We start from the raw sequence: 18688 nt of genomic DNA on the forward strand, positions 1-18688 counted from the left end.
GTGCCGATTGCAATCTGCTGTATGCGGATCACGGGCGATCCAGCCGACGACGCGTGGTAACGATCCGTTGTGACTAACGGTGCGGATGGGCCGGCACGGTGGAGGCTTTCCGTCCCGAAGACCTTTTCCCAGAAAGATTTTCGACTCGCCAGACCCAACGCTTCGGCACTCGGCCTGGATCCACCGATGGTGGACCCATTTCGCTGGTTGAGCCGGTCGGGGACACTCCATCTGCTGGTTGAGCCGCGAGGAGCGCTAGCGACGAGCGTGTCGAAACCCCTGTACCACAATGCATTTGATGGTAGCGCACGTGTCGAACTGTGATGTGAATCGAACATCGAGGCGTGTGCACCCGTAGGGTGCACACGCCTCACTTGCCGGGTGACATCGACGATATTGGCGCGGACCGTCGAAAGTCGTTGTGGCTGAGAGGTTTCGACACGGACTCGGCTAGCGCCTCGTCCGGCTCAACCAGCAGAGGGGCGTTCGTCCGGTGGATACAGGCTCAGCCGGCTCAACCAGCGGATAGGACCTGCCGTCGGTGAATCCAGGTTCGGCACTCGGGGAGCGGTGGAGGTTCGCGAAACCCCCTGCCCAGATTCAGCCTTCGAAAGCGCGCAGCACGGTGTCTCCGACGACCTGCCGCATCGCCGCGTGATACGACGTGTGGTCGCCCGCGGCGGACACTACGACGTGCACGTGGTCGCCCGCGGCGGCGACGGCGTCGGCCGCTCCCGACGCGTCGTCGAAGTACACGTAATCGCCGGGAGCGAATGCGACGTGGACGTCGACACCGGCGGCGTCGAACTCGGCGAAGAACGAGTCGGGTACCGACATGGCGGGGATCCGCCCGACGATCGACCACCAGCGCCGCGGCAGGCGACGCACCCGTCGCGCGCTGCGTCCACCGACCCAGATGAGCTTCCGACGGAGCCGCCCGCGAAACGACGTATCCACTTCGTCGGTACGGCCGGTGCCCGCCACTGCGACGTCGGAGCCGTAGTCGGTGACCCGGAACCGACGTTGCGGACGCAGCCGCCACATCAGCGGATTCACCAGTACCACAGAGGATTTCACTCCGGGTAGCTGTGCCGTGCGCCGCGCTCCGTGCGCCGCCATCCAGGACCCCACACAGATTCCGGCATGCACGATGCGCGCACCGGCGCGCGGCCGCAGGTCGGCGAGAACCCCGAGGCCGTCGTCGACGTAGTCGTGGGTGTACAGGGCCAGTCGGCCATCGGCGGCGTCGGCGACGCCGGATTCGCCGACACCCATCCGGTCGAAACGGATCGCGCGGCCACCGCGAGCCGCAACGGCGACGGCGATCTCGAACCACAGCCGCGACGGTCCGGTCCGCACATATTGTCCGAGCGAGTGCGCGACGAACACCTTCCCGACGTCGTGCCGATCACCTATCGCGGTGTCCCACACCATGATTCCAGCCGATGTGCGGTACACATCGGTGGTGATCGGCCGCCCGTCGTCGGCATGTGCGACAACGGCCGACGTGCGCCGCTCGACGTCGAACGGGGTCCGCTCGGGCCCGATGGCGCCGTCGATCCAGTCGACGACGACTCCGATATCTGTCAGTGGAAAGTCCAGCAGCGCAGGATGATTCGGCGCCAGATAGGATTCCTGATCGTCGATCCGCACGACGTCGGCCCCGACGTCGCCGAACGACGTGACCAGACCGTCGTCGCCGGAGAGCAGCAGGGTCCGCACACCGTCGAAGGCGCCTGGGTCCAGGGTGAGGGAACGCAGCTCCGACGCCGCGTCGGCGTGCAGCGTCTGTCCCGCCGAATGGATGCGCTCGTCGACGGTCGACGCCGCGATCGCCGACGCCGGGACGCGCGCCGCGACGTCGTCGGAGTATTCGCTGACCATGTTGTAGAGCACGGTCTTGGTTCGAAGGTATTGTCGCCCTTTGCGAATGGGATCCCAGGCGACCGCGTATCGCACGCCCGACCCGGCGATCACCTGCGACGCCAGCAAGGCTCCGGCACGATGGCCGACGACGACGATCTGCTCGGCGCCGCCGGACCGCAGATAGTCGATTGCTTGGCCGATGCCCTCGGTCCAGTTGTGTGCGGCGTCGGGTGCGTCCTGCGCTCCCGCGGATTCACCGGTGTTGGGATAGTCGAAGCGCAGCACCGCGAAGCCGCGCGCCGCCAATCGTTCGGCGAAAAGTTTGAGCCACCGCGTGGTTTCCGCCTGTTCCTTGCCGAGGGAGGGACACACGACGACCCCGCCCCGGACCGCGGCGGCCTGCGGGGTGCTGAGCACCCCGAACAGCGACCGGTCCGCGGGACCGAAGAAGATCGGCGCGCTGACCGTCGGGTCGGCGGCCAGCTCGGTCATCCTTGCGGCATGCCGAGCGCAGCGCGCACCGACGACGGCCATCCGTTGATCACGAGTCCGTGAGTGCGCAACAGCGCCAGCGCAATTCGTTCCATTCCGAACCCGACGCAGGCGCTGTGCGCGACGCTGCCGTCGGGCGCGGTGATCGCGAAGTTCTCACCGAAGTGTTCCTGATGGCAATTGGCGGAAACGATCGCCGTCGGCTCACCGAGCCCTCCGTAGAGGGGCACCACGAGCTCGGTCTTCAGGTTCTCCTCACGCTGATTGGCGGCCAGCATTCGGCCGGCCCGACCGAAGAACGGGTCATTGGCCGCCACCGCCTGAGCGTCGAGGCCCAGGCCGGCGAGCACATCCAAACCTCGTTGCACCCACGAGTTACGGTGTTGCGCAGCACCTTCGGCGTCGCCGACGTACACATACTCGTGCATCCGGAAGGCCTGCATGCGGGCGGGATCGAGGGAGGGCTCGTGGCGGAAGCAGTACCCGTAGACGTCGAGCAGGACCGGTTCGTCGAGGACTCCGGTCAGTCCCGCGTAGGCGGGGTGACAGGCCGCCGACACGAGCATCGTGCCGGCCGACTCCAGATGTCCGTCCCAGTCGACGCCGTTCTCCCGGTCGGCGAGTAGCGCACGGTGCGCCTTGTTGTCGCCGGTGAACGTGTTGATCGCACCGGTCAGGTTGGGGAACGAGGCGATGTAGTCGGTCTTCTCGAAATTCGCTCGCGGGAACACCGGCGGGAAGCGCAGCACGCGGGGCGCGGTGTCGTAGGCTGCGGCGGCCGCGGCGCGCACCGCGAAGTCGATGCCGTCGATGATGGCCTCGAAATCTCCTCCGCGGCCGTACAATCCGTCGATGCCGGTGGGGATCAACAGGCCGGCGGCAATGAGCTGCCGACCGAATTCCCGACGCCGGGCCTCGAGTTCGGTCTGATCGTCGAGTTCGGTCCGAGCCTCGGACACGGTGGTGTTCGACATGGGAAGTTCCTCGTATTCTGCTGCGAGTGTGGTCTGTTCGGGCGGCGAGCGGCTCAGCGGCCGGGTCGGTAAGCGAGTACCAGTTGCGCGTTGTTGGCGCGGATCCGGTCGTTGGAGACCATCACCTGCGGGCCGTAGGCGTCACGCAGCAGCCGCCCCAGGGATGCGGCGTGATCTTCGCGATAGCCGTTGATACCGCAGATCGCCAGCGCGCCCGCGACCACATCGACGACGGCGATCGAGGTGTCGAGTTTCAGGTTGTTCATCGCGATGGCGAAACCGATGGTCGGCTCGTCCTCGCCGGAGGCCAGGAATTCCTCGTATCGCGCGATCTCGGTGGCCACAGCCGATTCGAAGCGCTGGTGGATCACCAGCAGGTCGGCGAACTTGGCCGCCTGCGGGGTCGTCGCGCCGCCGCTGCGCCGGGCCGCCGAGCGCACCTGTCCCCGCGCCTTGTCGATCGCGGCGTCGGCCATACCCAGCCACACCGAGGCCCACAGCGTGTGCGAGGCGGGCAGCATGGTGTGCGCTGAGATCGACGAATAGGCCACCGGCACAACGTTTGTCGACGCGGTGCGCGCGGCCAGCTGAAAGCCCGGGCTGCAGGTTCCGCGGAAGCCGAGGGTGTCCCACTGCGACGTCTGGGTGAGTTGGGTGTCGTCGGCGGGGCACACCACGAGGACCTGATCGGTGGGCAGGCTGTCCGGGGACCGGCGGGCGGTGGTGCAGATGTAGTCGGCGTAGGCGCCGTAGGAGATCACCGGCGCGTTCTTCTCCAACACGACGCCGTCCCCGTCGGGGACCACCGCGCAGGTCGACGACCCGGTGTCGCCGCCGGTGGTGATCTCCGTGGTCGACGACGCCAACAGCGCTTCGGTCTCCGCGATGTGCCGGGTGAGGTCGGCGATCGGACCGGCGTCGGCATGGAAGCGCAGACTCAGCGCCTGGGTGTGATGCATCGCGAACACCATCGCCGCCGAACTGCACGCCGCACCGAGCGCGCGAGCGACCACGGCGAGTTCGGTGATGGACGCATCACGCCCGCCGAGAGCGCGCGGCAGCGACGCCGAGAGCAGCCCGGCCGCACGCATCGCGTCTACCGCCTCCTGCGGGAAGCGCGCTTTGGCGTCTACGTCGGCGGCATGTTCCGCCGCCGCGGCCACCGCCGCGCCATGTTCCAACTCGACCCGTTCGAGCGACGCATCAATCACCGAATACTCCTGCCGGTCCTGCACGAAAGTCATGTTTTACACTTCGGTTCTGTTCGGATAATCTGCTGTATCTTGAACCGTAAGTTACAACTAATGTACGCACTGCGACGGGTTCATAATGAATTCCGGAGCGCTGAACCGAAAGAATGTTGATGGACACTCAGAAGATTCGTGATGCCCTCGCCCAACACGGCAAGCTCGCCGTCGACGCCTGGACCATCGATACCTCGGCAGACCTATTCGAAGCGGGCCTGACCTCGCACGCGAGCGTCAATGTGATGCTGGCGCTCGAAGACGATTTCGATATCGAATTCCCCGACGAAGACCTCAAGAAAGCCACCTTCGCCTCGATTGACAATCTTTCGGCAGTCATCACGAAACTGCTCGACGACGCGGCATGAGCACCGATTCAGCTGCGCGCCCCGGCGTCGCGCTCAGCGTCGACGTGACCGCCGCGGAATATCTTTCGCATCGCACACATTCACCGGAGCGGATCTGGCAGGAGACCAACTGCTATCTCGATTTGTGGATCGAATTGCTGCACGGCCTGGGCCACGACCCGGTACCCGCGTTCGCGTGCGCGCTGTCTGCCGACCACGACGGGGCGCAGTGGACGTTCGTCAAGCCCGCTCCCGAAGACCTGCGACGCCTGTACGGTCTGGAGGTCACCGAGGAGACCCTCTGGCGACCCGTACTCGACACCGTTCTCAGCGGTCCGAGCCGCGGGCTGCTGCACACCGTCGAGGTCGACAGCTGGTGGCTGCCCGACACCGCGGGCACCGACTATCGGACCAATCACGTGAAGACCACCATCGTCCCCATCGCGGTCGACGCCGACTCCGCCACGATGACCTACGTGCACAACGCCGGAGTCTTCGAACTCTCCGGTGACGACTTCGCCGGCATCTTCGCCGTGCCCGAACTGCCGCCGTACGTCGAACAGGTCCGGCGCCTCGGCGACGACCCCGGCGCAACCATCTCCTCCGCCGCGGTCGTGGCCGCCGCGCGGGCCCATCTCGATCGGCGCGCGCCCGGCAATCCTGCTGTGCGACTGGCTGATTCGGTCCGCGGCGCGGTCGGATGGCTGGCCGACGCCGGGATGGAGACTTTTCATCTGTGGTCCTTCGCCACGCTGCGCCAGTTCGGTGCGACCGCGGAGATCGCGGCCGATCTCGCCGACCGGCTCGCCGCCGACGGATACGCCACCGCCGACGCCGCCGCCGAGTTCCGGGTCGCGGCGTCGACGGCGAAGACTGTCCAGTTCAAGATGGCGCGCGCCGCACGCGGGCGCAACGTCGACGTCGACGACCTGCTGGGCACCCTCACCGAATCCTGGCAGCGCGGCATCGACGGCGTCGATCACGCTGTGCCACAACGCTGATCATGAGCGCGAGCCTCACCGACTGGACGATCACGCGGACCGCTCCCGACGCGTTCGGCAGTCCGGCCGAGATGGCCGACTCCGGCGCGGTCTGGCATCCGATCGCCGGGCCCGCTCCGATCGGCGTTCTGCTCGACGACGCGCCGTGGCCGGCGTCGTCGCTCGACGACCACGACTGGTGGTACTCGGCGACCGTCGAATCATCGACCGATCTGCGGCTGACGTTCGGCGGAATCACTTTTCCCGCAACGGTTTTCCTCGATGGCGCCGCGATCGCCGACGTCGTGTCGATGTTTCTGCCGGTCGGTGTCGACGTGCCGGCCGGCTCGCACACCCTCCACATCCGGTGTCCCGCACTCAACCAGTGGCTGCGCAAGCGTCGAGGCCGCGGCCGGTGGCGCTCGACTCTTGTTGCCGCACAAGGACTCCGGTGGGCACGCACGACTCTGCTGGGCCGCGCGCCGGTGTACGGCGGCGGCATCCTACCAGCGCCCGTCGGGCTGTGGCGTCCCGTCGACGCGGCCGGCGCGTACGCGCGGAACGTGCGTATCACCTGCGCCGACGAGCAGATCGCGGTAAGCGCGCTCATCCACGGCGCCACCGCGATCCGTTGTGTCATAACCGATCCCGACGGCTCCGAGATCCTGCACACCACCATCCCGCTATCCGCGGACGGCCGCCTCACGACGTCGGTGTGGGTTCCTCATCCGCGACCGTGGTGGCCCCGCGGGTACGGCGATCAGTCGTTGTACCGCGTCACCCTGATCGCCGACGACGTCGTGCTCGCCGACCGCGTTGCCGGATTCCGATCGGTGACCGCGGACACGTCGGACGGCGGATTCACGCTGTCGGTCAACGATGTCGACGTCTTCGCGCGCGGCGTCACCTGGACGCCGCCCGACCCGGTCGCGCTCACCGTCGACACCGAAACCCTTGCCGCTCGACTCCTTTCGTTCGCCGACGCCGGGGCGACGATGATCCGAGTGGTCGGCGGGCTCACCTACGAGCAACCCGAGTTCTACCGGCTGTGCGCGGAATTCGGCCTGCTCGTGTGGCAGGACGTCATGCAGGCGACCTTCGATCCGCCCGACGACGTCGGCGAGGTCATGTGCGCCGAACTCACGCATCTGCTGGTCGAACAGAGCGGCAACCCGGCGCTGGCCGTGATCAGCGGTGGCAGCGAGACGATTCAGCAACCCGAGATGTTCGGCGTCGACGCCGGGCGCCGGCACCTGCCGCTGCTCACCGATCGGTTCCCGGAAATCGTTGCCGCACAGGATGGTCCGCCCTATGTGCCGGCCAGCCCATGGTCCCCGGACGGCACGCTCGCCATCCGGCCCGACGTCGGCGTCGCACATTGGTTCGGTGTCGGCGGCTATCAACGTCGGCTCGATGATGTGCGTACCGCCCGAGTCCGGTTCGCCGCGGAGTCACTCGCGTTCGCCATCCCGCCGTCCGATGCCGCCGTCGAACGGGATTTCGGTTCCCTCGCCGTCGTCGGACACCATCCGGACTGGAAGGCCGCGGTGCCCCGGGATCGCACTGCCACTTGGGATTTCGAGGATATCCGCGATCATTATGTGCGCGAGGTGTTCGCGGTCGATCCGCTCGCCGTGCGGCGAGTCGACCCGGCGCGCTATCTGCAACTCGGCCGGCTCGCCGTCGCCGAAGCCATGGCGCACTGCTATCGCTTCTGGCGGCAACGGGATTCGCGGTGCGCAGGCGCGCTGATCCTGTCCGGCATCGACCTGCTGCCCGGTGCGGGCTGGGGCTTGCTCACGCACGACGGCGAGGCCAAGCTGCCGCTGGCCGTGCTCCGTCGACTCTGGGCGCCGACGTCGGTCAGCATCGTCGACGCCGGACTGTCCGGACTGCGCATCGACGTCCACCACGACGGCCCGCAGCCCCTGTCCGCAACTCTGTCGCTCACGCTGGCCGGGGCTACCGATTACTCGGAATCGATTACCCTGCAACCGCATTCGTCGCTGACTCGCTACGACTGCGATCTCACCGGCGAGTTCGGTGATCTGTCGGCGTCGTATCGGTTCGGGCCGCCCCGCGCCGAGGCGGTACAGGTCACGCTCCGCGACGACGACGGCAGGTTGCTCGCGCGCGACGTCGTCGCGATCGCGCCCGCTCCGGTTCCGATCCGCGCCGGGCTGACCGGCCTGCTGCGTCCCGCGACCGACGGCGCCTGGATTCTCACCGTGTCGAGCGTGGCGTCGCTGCGCTACGTCTGTCTCGACGTCGCCGGATGGTCCGTCGACGACGATTGCTTCGGTCTGCTCGGCGCGGTCCCGCACGAGGTCACCCTGCGGCCGCTCGACGCAGCCAACTCCCCACCGCGGGTGCGGATCTCGTCGATCGATGCCCTCGACACCGGTGTCGCACAGATCGCCGACGGCGACACATGACGGTTGCCATCGGCTGCGACGTCGTCGCCCTGACGGAGATCGAGGAATCGATCGCCGCGTTCGGCGAACGCTTCCTGCGCCGGGTCTTCACCGCGGGTGAAATCGCGGATTGTCAAGGTACACAGCGCATCGAGCGACTCGCCGCCCGATTCGCGGCCAAGGAGGCCGCCATCAAGGCGTTGGCGATCGTCGACGCCGCGACGCCGCCGCGGGAGATCGAGGTCGTCGGCGCGGGTGGGCCACCGCGGCTTCGCCTGCACGGCTCGATGGCCGACCGTGCCACCGAGAACGGCTGGACGTCGATCTCGGTGTCGTTGTCACACAGCAGCTGCCACGCGGTGGCCGTCGTCGTCGCTGAGCTCGGTTGACCGCTCCGCACGAGACGCACGCAGGAGACACACCGACAGCGCGACCAGCACGGTGGACAGCAGCGACACCTGGGCGAAGCCGCCGATGTCGAGGATCAGACCGATGACCATCACGATGAGCACCGACGCCAAGACGCCCGGCACGAGTTCGGCCAGCGGCCCACCGGTGGACCGAAGTCGCACTGCCGCAACGATTCCCGACATCGCGCCCACGAGATAGAACACGATGAGCGCCGCGACACCGATCAGGCCGACCTGCATCAGCTGGGCGAGGTAGTCGTTGTCGAGGACGGGCTGCACCCGCACGTCGTAGGTCCCGGCGCCCTGGCCCAGCCACATGTGGTGGCCGAACTGCTCGGCGACGTAGTCGCGTCCGATCGAACGTGACTGCAGCGAGCCGTCTTTCGATCCGCCCGACACCACCTGGATGAGCGACCGGAGCATCGGGACATTGGCCAGCCAGAGCCCGAACAGAGCCACCGCACCCGCCGCGAAGACTCGCAGCGAACGCGTGATCGGCCAATACAGGGCGAACACCACTGCGGCAACGGCCATCCCCACCAGGGCGGAACGCGATACGGTCGCGGCCGCACCGGTGATCAGCACGATCGCCGCCGCCGCCCACGGCCACCAGCGCGCGCCGCGCCGGTACGCCTCGAAGGCGAGCGCCACCGCGACCGGGGTCATGATGGTGAGCACCGAGCTCAGTTCCAGTGGATGACCCGCGCTGCCCTGCGGACGAACCACGCCGTCGCGCATCAGATCCGTGACGAGTGCCGTGTCGTGCATGCGCAGGCCCGGAAGTGTCAGCATCGGCGCCAGATCCACGCCGGTGGCATAGGTGATCAAACCGATCATCGAACTGATCGACGCTCCGATCACCAAGCCGCGCAACACCACAACGATCGCTGTGCGTGTGTGTATCAGGGCGACGATGACCACGAACGCCGCGAGCGAGTTCACCGCGTCCCGCCCGGCGTATCCCGTCAGGATGTAGGGCACTTCGCCCATCGAGCCGGTGGTGGCGTAGGCAGCCGAAAGGAAGATGGTCGCCGCCACGCCGAGCGCGGCGGCGGTGGGAAGCAGCGGGATGGTGCGCACCGCGCGAACCCAGAATGGTCGTCCCGCAATGAATCCCACGATGAGCAGCACCAGTCCGCCCACCGCGGCGGCGCGCGCCGGCGGCATTCCGGAGGTCATCGGCACCAGCAGGCCCTGCCGCATCGCGAGCAGCATCGCGCCGAACACCGCGATGATCAGTGCGCTGGCATGTTCGGGGTCCCGAGCGAACACCCGGAACTCCTGCCAGCGAGCCCGCAGATCGGGCGAAGACAGTGTCACCGGCTTACCGACGGTTGGGTCGCTTCGAGTGATTCGCACTGCCGCCCGGATGGCTCGACGGTCGCGCCTGCCCCGGGCGGGTAGCGGTCTTCACCGACGTTGCGGCCGACTGAGCATCGCTCTCGCTCACCACCGGAGCGGTCGCGGTCGGCGTGCTCGAAGTGAGCGTTGCGGTATCGGAGTCTCGAGAGCCGCCACTCGACGCGGTCTTTCGCGTGACCGGGTCGGCGCTCGTCGTGGCCGATGCGGGCGACGCCGCGTGCGCCGCGGGAGTCTCGGGATCGCCGTCGCGGCGCGAGTAGAACCGCCACACCGCACCGATCACCGCGAGAACAACCAGCGAGCCGAGCAACCCGCTGATCGCCCACATACCGGCGCCTCGGGCACCAGACACCGCCATCGCGGTGGGTTCGGTAGGCGCGACGAGCTGCACGGACTGCGCGAGAGTGTCGTCCTTGACACCCGCATGCACCTGCATCTGCTTGAGCTGATCACTGGCGATGACCATCAGCTGTTGGACCGCATCGCGCACGGTCTGCGCATCGGTGCCGGTGACGGTGAACTGCAGCTGCGACGTCGGCATCGAGTTCACCACCGCGTTGTCATAGCGAACCGCGGCGGTGTACCCGGTCAGCGACGGCGCGCGGCTCTGCAACCCGGACACGATGTCCGGCGCGGCCATCCTCGTACTCAGTGCCTGCGCGAGTTGCGCCACGTTCTGATCGAGGTTGACGAACGGGTTATTGGTCGCGACCTGACTGCCGGCCCCGGGCGGGATGATCAAGACGATCCCCTCCGACTCGTAGGAGGGCACGGCGCGCGAAGCTCCGAACAACCCCCCACCGATCGTCAGGACCAACACGAACAGCGTCGCAAGAGCGGTGACGACCGGGTGGCGTCGCAACGCGGCGGACAATTTCACTGATCTGACTCCGATTCAACGCAGACTCGACAGCTCCCGGACCAGACCGAGAGTCGCCACTATCCTAAATGCAATATTTATCCATGATGACCCCGCAGGTCAGCGCGATGGATCACAAACATCACTAAATTTCTCACCCCTATAAGGAATCTTGCCAATAGCCGTCGCCGAAGTTCGTACGGCCCGACCGTGCTCGGTACATTAACGGTGACTTCGGATTCAAGATAAAGGAGACGATATCCATTGAAGCCGGGGCGAACCAGCGGAATCCGCAAACGCCGCACCGCGACGTTGCTGGCACTCATGCTTGCCATCCTCGCGACCGCAACAGGTAACGATCCCCTCGGTGCCGCGCCACTGTTCACTGTGCCGCCCACCGACTCGGATGCGACCGGCACACATCAACCGCTGCCGGCCGCGGGGTTCACGGTCTCACCGTTGAGCCAGACGCGAGTCTGGCTCGCCGCGCATCCCACCGATCCACGTACTCCCGCGCTGCGCGCCGCACTGGGCGCACGGCCCGACGCGCTATGGCTCACCGGGACCGACCGTGACCTGCCGAACCTGACCGAATTCCTTGCCGTCGCCCGCTCGACGGCGACCACTCCGGTGATCGCGCTGTACAACATTCCCGGCCGCGACGACGGGATCACCGGCCCCACCGCACGGATCGCGGCTGCCGGCTACCGCACCTGGGTCGACCGCATCGCGTCGACGATCGGCCGCACCGGCGCCATCGTCGTCGTCGAACCCGACGCCCTGTGGCTCGCCGACCGGCAATACCGCGACGATCACACCGGATTCGACGATCGCCTCGCCACCCTGCGCTATGCGGTCACCGCACTGCACCGCAATCCCGGCACCCACGTCTACCTCGACGCGGGCACCAGCTCGGGCTCGGTGACGCCGGACCGGATGGCTGTGCTGCTGCGCGGCGCGGGGGCCTCGACACGCACTGGATTCGCGGTGAACGTGAGCTCGTTCGGGCCGCCGGCGGAGATCACGGCCTACGCCCAACGCATTCGAGACGCTCTGATGCGGGCCGGCGTCGCCGACCCGCACTACATCGTCGACACCAGTCGCAATGGAAATCCAGTGTGGGACAACAACACCTGGTGTAATCCGCCCGGGCGGAAGATCGGCTCGGCGCCGACGGCACGCCCGTCACCGACGGCACCCGGGCTCGACGCGAACATCTGGGTGAAGGCCCCCGGGACCTCCGACGGATCCTGCGGTGTGGGCAAAGGCAGTTCCGGCGGCGACTTCCTCCCCGGCGTCGCCATGGCGATGATTCGCTGACCGGTCGGCACATGAACGATCCCTCCGAAGACGAAAGCAGCATTCCCGTGAGTGAAACTGCACCGACGCCGGCACCAGCCGCGCACGATGACACCGAGGCGGTCGGCCATTCCGCAGCCCGGATCGGGCGAGCCTTCGGGCTGCAGATGGCCGCACGGGTCTTCGGCACCGGCGCCTCGCTGATCACCGTGGCGTTGACGACACGCCACCTCGGCCCGGAGAACTACGGCTACCTCACCTCCGCGGTCATGTTCGTGACCCTGTGGATGGCCTTGACCGAGCTCGGCATCGGCGAAGTGGCCGTCCGCCGGGTCACCGACTCGCGAGTGGCCACCCGCCCGAGCATCGAGCGGCTCGTGCAAGTCAGCCTCGGCTTCGCGCTCGTCTGGTCGATCCCGCTCACCGTCGTCACACTGTTCACCGGCGTCTTGATCTACCACGACGATCCCGAAGTCGTGAAGATGTTGTTCATCGTCGTCGGGTCGATTGCCCTGACGACGCTCTACTCGTCGTTCGATCCGCTGTTCAAGGTGCACATGCGCTTCGGCGCGGTCGCTCTCGCCGACTTCGGCGGACGCATACTGTCGATGGTGCTGACCGTCGTGCTGGTCGCCCTCGACGCCGGTCTGGTCTGGTTCGCGGTGGTGCAGCTGGTGCCGCCCGCGGTCAACCTCGCGATCAAGGCCGTCGCCGCCGCGCGGCTCGGCGGCATCCGTCCGGTCTTCGACGTCTCGGCCACGCGCAGCCTCCTGGTGGAGAGCCTCCCGATCACCGTGGTCCTCGTCATCGCCGTGCTGTACTGGCGCATCGACGGCGTGCTGCTCAGTGTCCTCTCGACACCGGAGCAGGTGGGCCACTACGGCCTGGCCTACTCGATGGCGTTCATGGTCACGATGGTGTCGGAGTTGCTGCTCACCTCGCTGCTGTCGACGACGACTGCGCTTTACGCGGGCGACCGCGAGCGCTTCGCCGCGTTCGTGGCCCGGACGTCGGAGATCATGTACTTCTTCGCCTTCCCGGTCGCCGTCATCGGCCCCATCCTCGCCGGTCCGATCATCACGCTGATCAGCTCGGATTCCTTCGCCGGCGGTGCGCCGGTGCTGGGTCTGCTGTTCATCGCCGCCGCGGTGACCTTCCTCAACGCGGCCGCGAGCCAGGCACTGTTCGCCGCACACGATCAGCACTTCCTGATGCGGCTCAACGGTGTCACGCTGGTCATCAACATCGCCGCGAACTGCGCCTTGATCCCGCACTTCGGCGCCCAAGGCGCCGCGATGGCGTTGGTGATCACCGAGCTGATCGGTCTGGCCTGCTCGCGGTGGCGACTGGGTAGCCGCAAGCTGTACCACGAGCCCTTCGCATTCGGGCTCCGACTGCTGATTCCCACGATCGCTGCGGCAGCGATCGCCCTTGTACTGCATGGCTTTTCACCACTAATCTCGCTGCCCGCCGCGGCGGCGGCCTACTTGGCGATCAATGTGGCCGTCGGGCCGGTCAACAAGCGTTTCATCAGCGAGACGCTGCGCAGCCGCTCCGATTCCGCGACGCACGACCGAGAGACCGCATAACCATGACCAACTCCGATTTCGAAGTCCTCATCGTCGCCTATCGCACCGTCGACCAGCTCGCGGAAGCGATCGCCTCGACCCGAAAGTACCTCGGCGACATCACCATTCGCGTGTGGGACAACTCCGGGCCGGACCATCCGCAGGTCGCCGAATTCAGCGCCGACCACCCCGACATCGACTGGCATCTGGGCTCGGCGAATCTGGGGTTCGCGGCCGCGGTCAACAAACTCGCGGCACTGGGCACGACACCATACTTCCTGCTGCTCAACCCCGACGCGGTGCTGCTCGGCGACCTCGCCGAGACGCGCAGGCTGATCAGCGGCGACCGGGTCGCGGCCGCGGCCCCGCTGATCCTCGATCCACACGCCCAGCCGGGGCGCGCCGGAACTCGGCCGTGGGACGTCGCACATCGTCGCGGCAACCTGGTCCGCGCCCTCGTCGACCGTGCCTGGTATTCGCCGCAACTTCGTTCGACGCCGCTCTCGTCGTTGTATCCCGAAGCGCCACAAGAGGTCTCGGGATATCTGACGGGCGCCTGCCTGATGATCAACCGTGCCGCCTGGACCGACCTGGGTCCGTTCGACGAGGAATTCTTCCTCTACGGCGAGGAGGCCGACTGGCAGCGCCGCGCCCGCGAGGCCGGCTGGCGGTTGCTGCTGGCGAACGAGCCGGGCGTCACCCACGCGGGCGAAGGCACCGTCAGCGACGATCCGCGGGCCGGACTGCGCTCCGGCGACCTGCTGCGTGCGGGCATAGCGCTGAACCTCGAACGGGCCGCCACGGTGCACCACGGCGACGCCTATCTGGCGGCGACGTCGGCGCTCGATCGTGTGCAGCGGTCCGCCCGACGTCGTCGAGCAGCGTTGGCCGCCACCTACACGGGTTCGAAACCGTCGGTCATCCTCACCACCAACCGGCTCGTCTACGGCGGCGCTGAACGCCACCACGTCGTGCTGGCCACCGAACTCGCCAATCGCGGCTATCCGGTGACTATCGTGTGCATGCAGCGGTTCGGTCCGCTGGTCTCCGAGATCGGCCACAATATCCGGGTGGTTCGCCAGCCGTGGTGGGCACCGCTCATCGACGTGCCCGCCGGGCGGTCGGTGACCATCACCGGCGACACCAATACCGAGACCGGTTTCGGCACTCTGTGGCGGGCCGGGCACCGTGATCGACGCTGGCTCGCGGCCGCGCACTGGTACCCGAAGACCGACCGCGGCACCTACTCCGAGCCGCTGGCCCGCGCGATGAGCCGCGCCGACGGATTCGTCGCGCTGTCACCCGCACATTGGCGCGGACTGACGACCTTCCAATCGCTCGGCGATCGCCATTTCATCGCACCCAACGGTGTCGTGAGCAAAGCCGAACTGCCCGACATCGCCCCCGCCGTGATCCGCGACAGCGGCACGATCCGCCTGGCGATGTTGGCGAGAATCGTCGAGCTGAAGAACCCACACATCCTGACCGCTGCCCTCTCGAAGGTGCCCGAGCACCTCGACTGGACCCTCGACATCTTCGGCGACGGCCCCGATCGTGAACGCCTGCAAGCACTTACCCCCGAATCCGTACTCGACCGCGTGCGCTGGCGCGGCTGGTCCCCGGGTCCCGATCACGCACTCGCGCAGGCCGACCTGCTCTGCGGGCCCAGTGGCACCGAAGCGTTCCCGTTGGTGATCCTGGAGGCGATGGCGCGTGGGATTCCGGTGATGGCGACCGACGTCTGTTCGGTTCCCGACATCCTCGACGACGGCGCCGCCGGGTTCATCGTTCCCGAACCGAGCGTCGATGCCTGGGCAGCCGCGCTGACCGACGTCCTGTCCCACCCCGAACGACTGCCCGCCGTGGGAGCCGCGGGCCGTGCGCGGATGGCTCAGCAGTACACCGTGGACGCGATGGCCGACGCCTACGAAGCCGCCATCGACGGGGTGTTCTGATGCGCATCCTGTGGCTGTCTCCCTGGCTGCGCCCGCTGGCCCGGATCTACGGCGAACAACTGCGCGCGGCGGGCGACGATGTGCTGCTCATCACCTCGGAGCAGCATCCGCAACCGGCGGAGCCGTTGGACTGGGAAATCGTCACCGATCCCCGACCCAAGACGCTGCGGACCTGGCCGGAGTTCGCGCGGGTCTACCGGCGGGCCCGAGCGTTCAAGCCCGACGTGGTGATCACCGAACTGGTCCGCGATCCCCGATGGCTCGCGCTCGGCGCCCTCGCGCCGCGGGTGCATTTCGTGCACGACGATCAGCCGCACGGCGCCGACGAGGAACGGCCCCGCTGGGAGCAGGCACTGTTCGACAACTGGGGGCGATCGGCTTCCCGCACAGTGTGTTTCAGCGAATACGTCGCCGACCGGGTCCGCCCGGGCCGCCGCCCGGGTTCGGTCGCGGTGGTGCCGCTGACCAGCGACCTGCCCGACGACGTCATCGCCGCGCCCGCGGCGGCGGCCGACCGACGCGACTTCGTCCTCGTCGGGCGGCTCAACGAGTACAAGAACCTGCCGGTGGTCTTCGACGCCTGGCAACGGCATGTCGACGGCCCCGGCTTCCGCGGAGATCGCCTGTGCCTCTTCGGATCTGCCGCGCAGACGCCGCAGCTGCCCGACTCCGCGTGGTGGAACGGCGGGTCCTACGACTACGACGCTGTCCTCGAACCGCTGCGCGCGGCGAAGGGGTCGATCGCGCATTATCGCCTCGCGACGCAGAGCGGTGTGCAGGTGTTGTCGATGCAGCTCGGCGTCGCACCGATCGTGTCGACGCACGGGGCGTTGCCCGAATTCCAGCCTGCCGCACCGGATCCCATCGGCCCCGACGACGTCGCCGGCCTGCATGCCACGTTCGACCTGCTCGCCGACCCGGACCGGGCCGGCGACTACGGTGCGAGCGCCGCCACCCACTACCGAGATCGATACGCCGTCGACGTCGCCGCGGCGTCGCTGCGGTCGATCCTGTTGCAAGCAAAGGACTATCGATGACCTCCACCACCGTCGCGCGGCCCCTGCGCATCCTCGCCGTCGGCCCGGGACCGGCGTCTCCGGTCAGCCGCGGAGGCATGGCCACGGTGATGACCGAGATGATCGAGCTCGGTGAATCACCAAGTGCACCGGTGAAGTTCACCGTCGTCGCGACATACCTCGACCTGCCGCGGTTCCGCAAGCGGATCAACGGTGTCGTCGGGATGCTGCGATCCACCTGCTACGTCGCGGCCGGCCGGGCTGATCTGCTGCACATCCATCTGTCCCACGGTGGGTCGATCTTCCGCAAGTCCATGCCGATCTTCATGGCCCGGCTGCGCGGTGTGCCGGTGGTGATCCATGCGCACAGCTATAACTTTGCGGCGTGGTACCGCGGCACGGGCCGCCCGATGCGCAGCGCTGTGCGTGCGGTGTTGCGCGGCGCCGACCGATGGCTGATTCTCGGCAACGACCTTGCGGTCGAGTACACCGAGGTTCTCGACCTCGACCCGAAACGCGTTCAGGTGCTGCACAATCCGGCGCCCGCGCCGTCGGTCACCGCACCCGACCCGCACGGGCCCGTCGTCGGGGTCGGGCTGGGCCGCCTCGGACAGCGCAAAGGCACCTACGACATCATCGACGCGGTCCGTCGGCTCGACGAGCAGACCCGCGCGAGGATTCACATCGTGCTCGCCGGCGACGACGAGGTGGAGCAGGCCCGCGCGGCCGCGGCCGACCTGGACTGCGTCGAGATCCGCGATTGGATAGGTCCCGACGAACGAGACGAATTGCTCTCCCGCGCCACGTTCTTCCTCCTACCCAGCTACGACGAGGGCTTGCCGATGGCACTCCTCGAGGCGCTCGCCGCCGGACTCGTTCCGATCGTCACCCCGGTCGGCGCCATCGCCGACGTCGTGACGTCGGGTAACAACGGCTACCTCGTGACCCCCGGAGACACCGCCGCGATCGCCGACGCCATCGCCGAGATCGTCGCCGACCCGGCGCACACCGCGCATCTGTCCGCCGCGGCCGCGGCCACAGCAGACGACTTCAGCCTGGAGAACTGGCACGCCGAGCTACTCAAGGTGTGGACCGAGGTACTGGCCGAGCGATAGGCCCGAATCCGACGTCGCGACGAACGCAACTCTTCTGCTTGCCGAGTGTCGAAGCAGCGCACGGCGTACCGCTCGCTCCCCGAGTGCGCGGCGGGCGCACGCACCCTCCGCTCCCCGAGTGCCGAAGCGAGCTCGCGAGCTTCGGTGTAACGAGGGGAAGGCGACCCGAAAGACACTGTGCAGTAAGGACTCTCCATGCGGAAGCGCCCCAAACCTGCCGCGCCGCATCTCGTTACACCGAAGCTCGTTCCTCGCTTCGGCACTCGACGAGCGGATGGGAGCGACGTGCTGAACAACGCGCCCCGCGGCAAGCGCACGGCGCCCCCTCCGCCCCCCAAGGTGCGTGGCAGGCGCACGCACCCTCCGCTCCCCGAGTGCCGAAGCGAGCTCGCGAGCTTCGGTGTAACGAGGGGAACGCGACCCGAAAAACATTGTGAACTAAGGACTCTCCATGCGGAAGCAGCGCCCCAAACCTGCCGCGCGCCACGTCTCGTTACACCGAAGCTCGTTCCTCGCTTCGGCACTCGACGAGCGGGTGGGAGCGACGTGCTGAACAGCGCGCCCCGCGGCAAGCGCACGGCGCCCCCTCCGCTCCCCAACTGCGCGGCGGGCGCACACACCCTCCGCTCCCCAACTGCGCGGCGGCCGCACCACGTCCCTCCGCTCCCCGAGTGCCGAAGCGAGCTCGCGAGCTTCGGTGTAACGAGGGGAAGGCGACCCGAAAGACATTGTGAAGTAAAGACTCTCGATGTGACGGCAGAGTCTCAAACCTGCCGCGCCACGTCTC

At 67.6% G+C, this 18688-nt stretch carries 14 protein-coding genes; 9 read left to right on the forward strand and 5 right to left on the reverse strand.

What is annotated here, in order from left to right; all coding sequences use genetic code 11:
- Positions 1-600: 600 nt before the first annotated feature.
- Genes HH308_RS16870 through HH308_RS16880 form a run of 3 tightly spaced genes read right to left on the reverse strand, consistent with a single transcriptional unit; the run spans position 601 to position 4576 of the window.
- Entirely contained in the window at positions 601-2358 is a 1758-nt protein-coding gene (locus HH308_RS16870; protein WP_170195391.1) for an alpha/beta hydrolase family protein, read from the reverse strand.
- Positions 2355-3332 carry an amino acid--[acyl-carrier-protein] ligase gene (locus tag HH308_RS16875; RefSeq protein WP_170195392.1) on the reverse strand — a complete coding sequence of 326 codons (978 nt, stop codon included), beginning with the start codon at positions 3330-3332 and terminating at the stop codon, positions 2355-2357. The genes HH308_RS16870 and HH308_RS16875 overlap by 4 nt, the downstream gene beginning before the upstream one ends.
- Positions 3333-3385: 53 nt before the next feature.
- Positions 3386-4576, reverse strand: coding sequence for an acyl-CoA dehydrogenase family protein (locus HH308_RS16880; RefSeq protein WP_170195393.1), 1191 nt, complete (start codon positions 4574-4576; stop codon positions 3386-3388).
- A 119-nt stretch (positions 4577-4695) separates the two neighbouring features.
- Here HH308_RS16880 and HH308_RS16885 point away from each other — a divergent pair, with 119 nt between their 5' ends.
- From HH308_RS16885 to acpS, 4 genes are read left to right on the forward strand one after another with little or no spacing between them, the layout of a single operon-like run.
- Entirely contained in the window at positions 4696-4944 is a 249-nt protein-coding gene (locus tag HH308_RS16885) for an acyl carrier protein (protein WP_170195394.1), read from the forward strand.
- Positions 4941-5924 carry a DUF1839 family protein gene (locus HH308_RS16890; RefSeq protein WP_170195395.1) on the forward strand — a complete coding sequence of 328 codons (984 nt, stop codon included), beginning with the start codon at positions 4941-4943 and terminating at the stop codon, positions 5922-5924. The genes HH308_RS16885 and HH308_RS16890 overlap by 4 nt, the downstream gene beginning before the upstream one ends.
- A gap of 2 nt (positions 5925-5926) precedes the next feature.
- On the forward strand, positions 5927-8338 hold the full coding sequence (locus tag HH308_RS16895; RefSeq protein ID WP_170195396.1) for a glycoside hydrolase family 2 protein: 2412 nt from the start codon (positions 5927-5929) through the stop codon (positions 8336-8338).
- Positions 8335-8706: a holo-ACP synthase gene (acpS, locus tag HH308_RS16900; protein WP_170195397.1), complete on the forward strand. Its 372-nt coding sequence runs from the start codon at positions 8335-8337 to the stop codon at positions 8704-8706. The genes HH308_RS16895 and acpS overlap by 4 nt, the downstream gene beginning before the upstream one ends.
- Here acpS and HH308_RS16905 read toward each other — a convergent pair.
- Both HH308_RS16905 and HH308_RS16910 read right to left on the reverse strand, forming a co-directional pair.
- Positions 8656-10047: an O-antigen ligase family protein gene (locus HH308_RS16905; RefSeq protein ID WP_312870656.1), complete on the reverse strand. Its 1392-nt coding sequence runs from the start codon at positions 10045-10047 to the stop codon at positions 8656-8658. The two genes, acpS and HH308_RS16905, sit on opposite strands and share 51 nt — an antisense overlap.
- Before the next feature lie 4 nt (positions 10048-10051).
- Complete coding sequence (locus HH308_RS16910) at positions 10052-10969, reverse strand: hypothetical protein (RefSeq protein WP_170195398.1); 918 nt, start codon at positions 10967-10969, stop codon at positions 10052-10054.
- Between the two features lie 243 nt (positions 10970-11212).
- Between HH308_RS16910 and HH308_RS16915 the strand changes: the two genes are divergently transcribed.
- The 5 genes from HH308_RS16915 to HH308_RS16935 are packed head-to-tail and all read left to right on the forward strand — an operon-like array spanning position 11213 to position 17901.
- Complete coding sequence (locus HH308_RS16915; protein ID WP_170195399.1) at positions 11213-12268, forward strand: glycoside hydrolase family 6 protein; 1056 nt, start codon at positions 11213-11215, stop codon at positions 12266-12268.
- Between the two features lie 47 nt (positions 12269-12315).
- Positions 12316-13836, forward strand: coding sequence for a flippase (locus HH308_RS16920; RefSeq protein WP_312870657.1), 1521 nt, complete (start codon positions 12316-12318; stop codon positions 13834-13836).
- Between the two features lie 2 nt (positions 13837-13838).
- Positions 13839-15770, forward strand: a complete 1932-nt coding sequence (locus HH308_RS16925; protein ID WP_170195401.1) for a glycosyltransferase — start codon at positions 13839-13841, stop codon at positions 15768-15770.
- Positions 15770-16807: a glycosyltransferase family 4 protein gene (locus HH308_RS16930; RefSeq protein WP_170195402.1), complete on the forward strand. Its 1038-nt coding sequence runs from the start codon at positions 15770-15772 to the stop codon at positions 16805-16807. The genes HH308_RS16925 and HH308_RS16930 overlap by 1 nt, the downstream gene beginning before the upstream one ends.
- Complete coding sequence (locus HH308_RS16935; protein WP_170195403.1) at positions 16804-17901, forward strand: glycosyltransferase family 4 protein; 1098 nt, start codon at positions 16804-16806, stop codon at positions 17899-17901. Before HH308_RS16930 ends, HH308_RS16935 begins: the two co-directional genes overlap by 4 nt.
- Positions 17902-18688: the final 787 nt, after the last annotated feature.

The sequence above is a fragment of the Gordonia asplenii genome, assembly GCF_012933505.1.
Lineage (GTDB): Bacteria > Actinomycetota > Actinomycetes > Mycobacteriales > Mycobacteriaceae > Gordonia > Gordonia asplenii.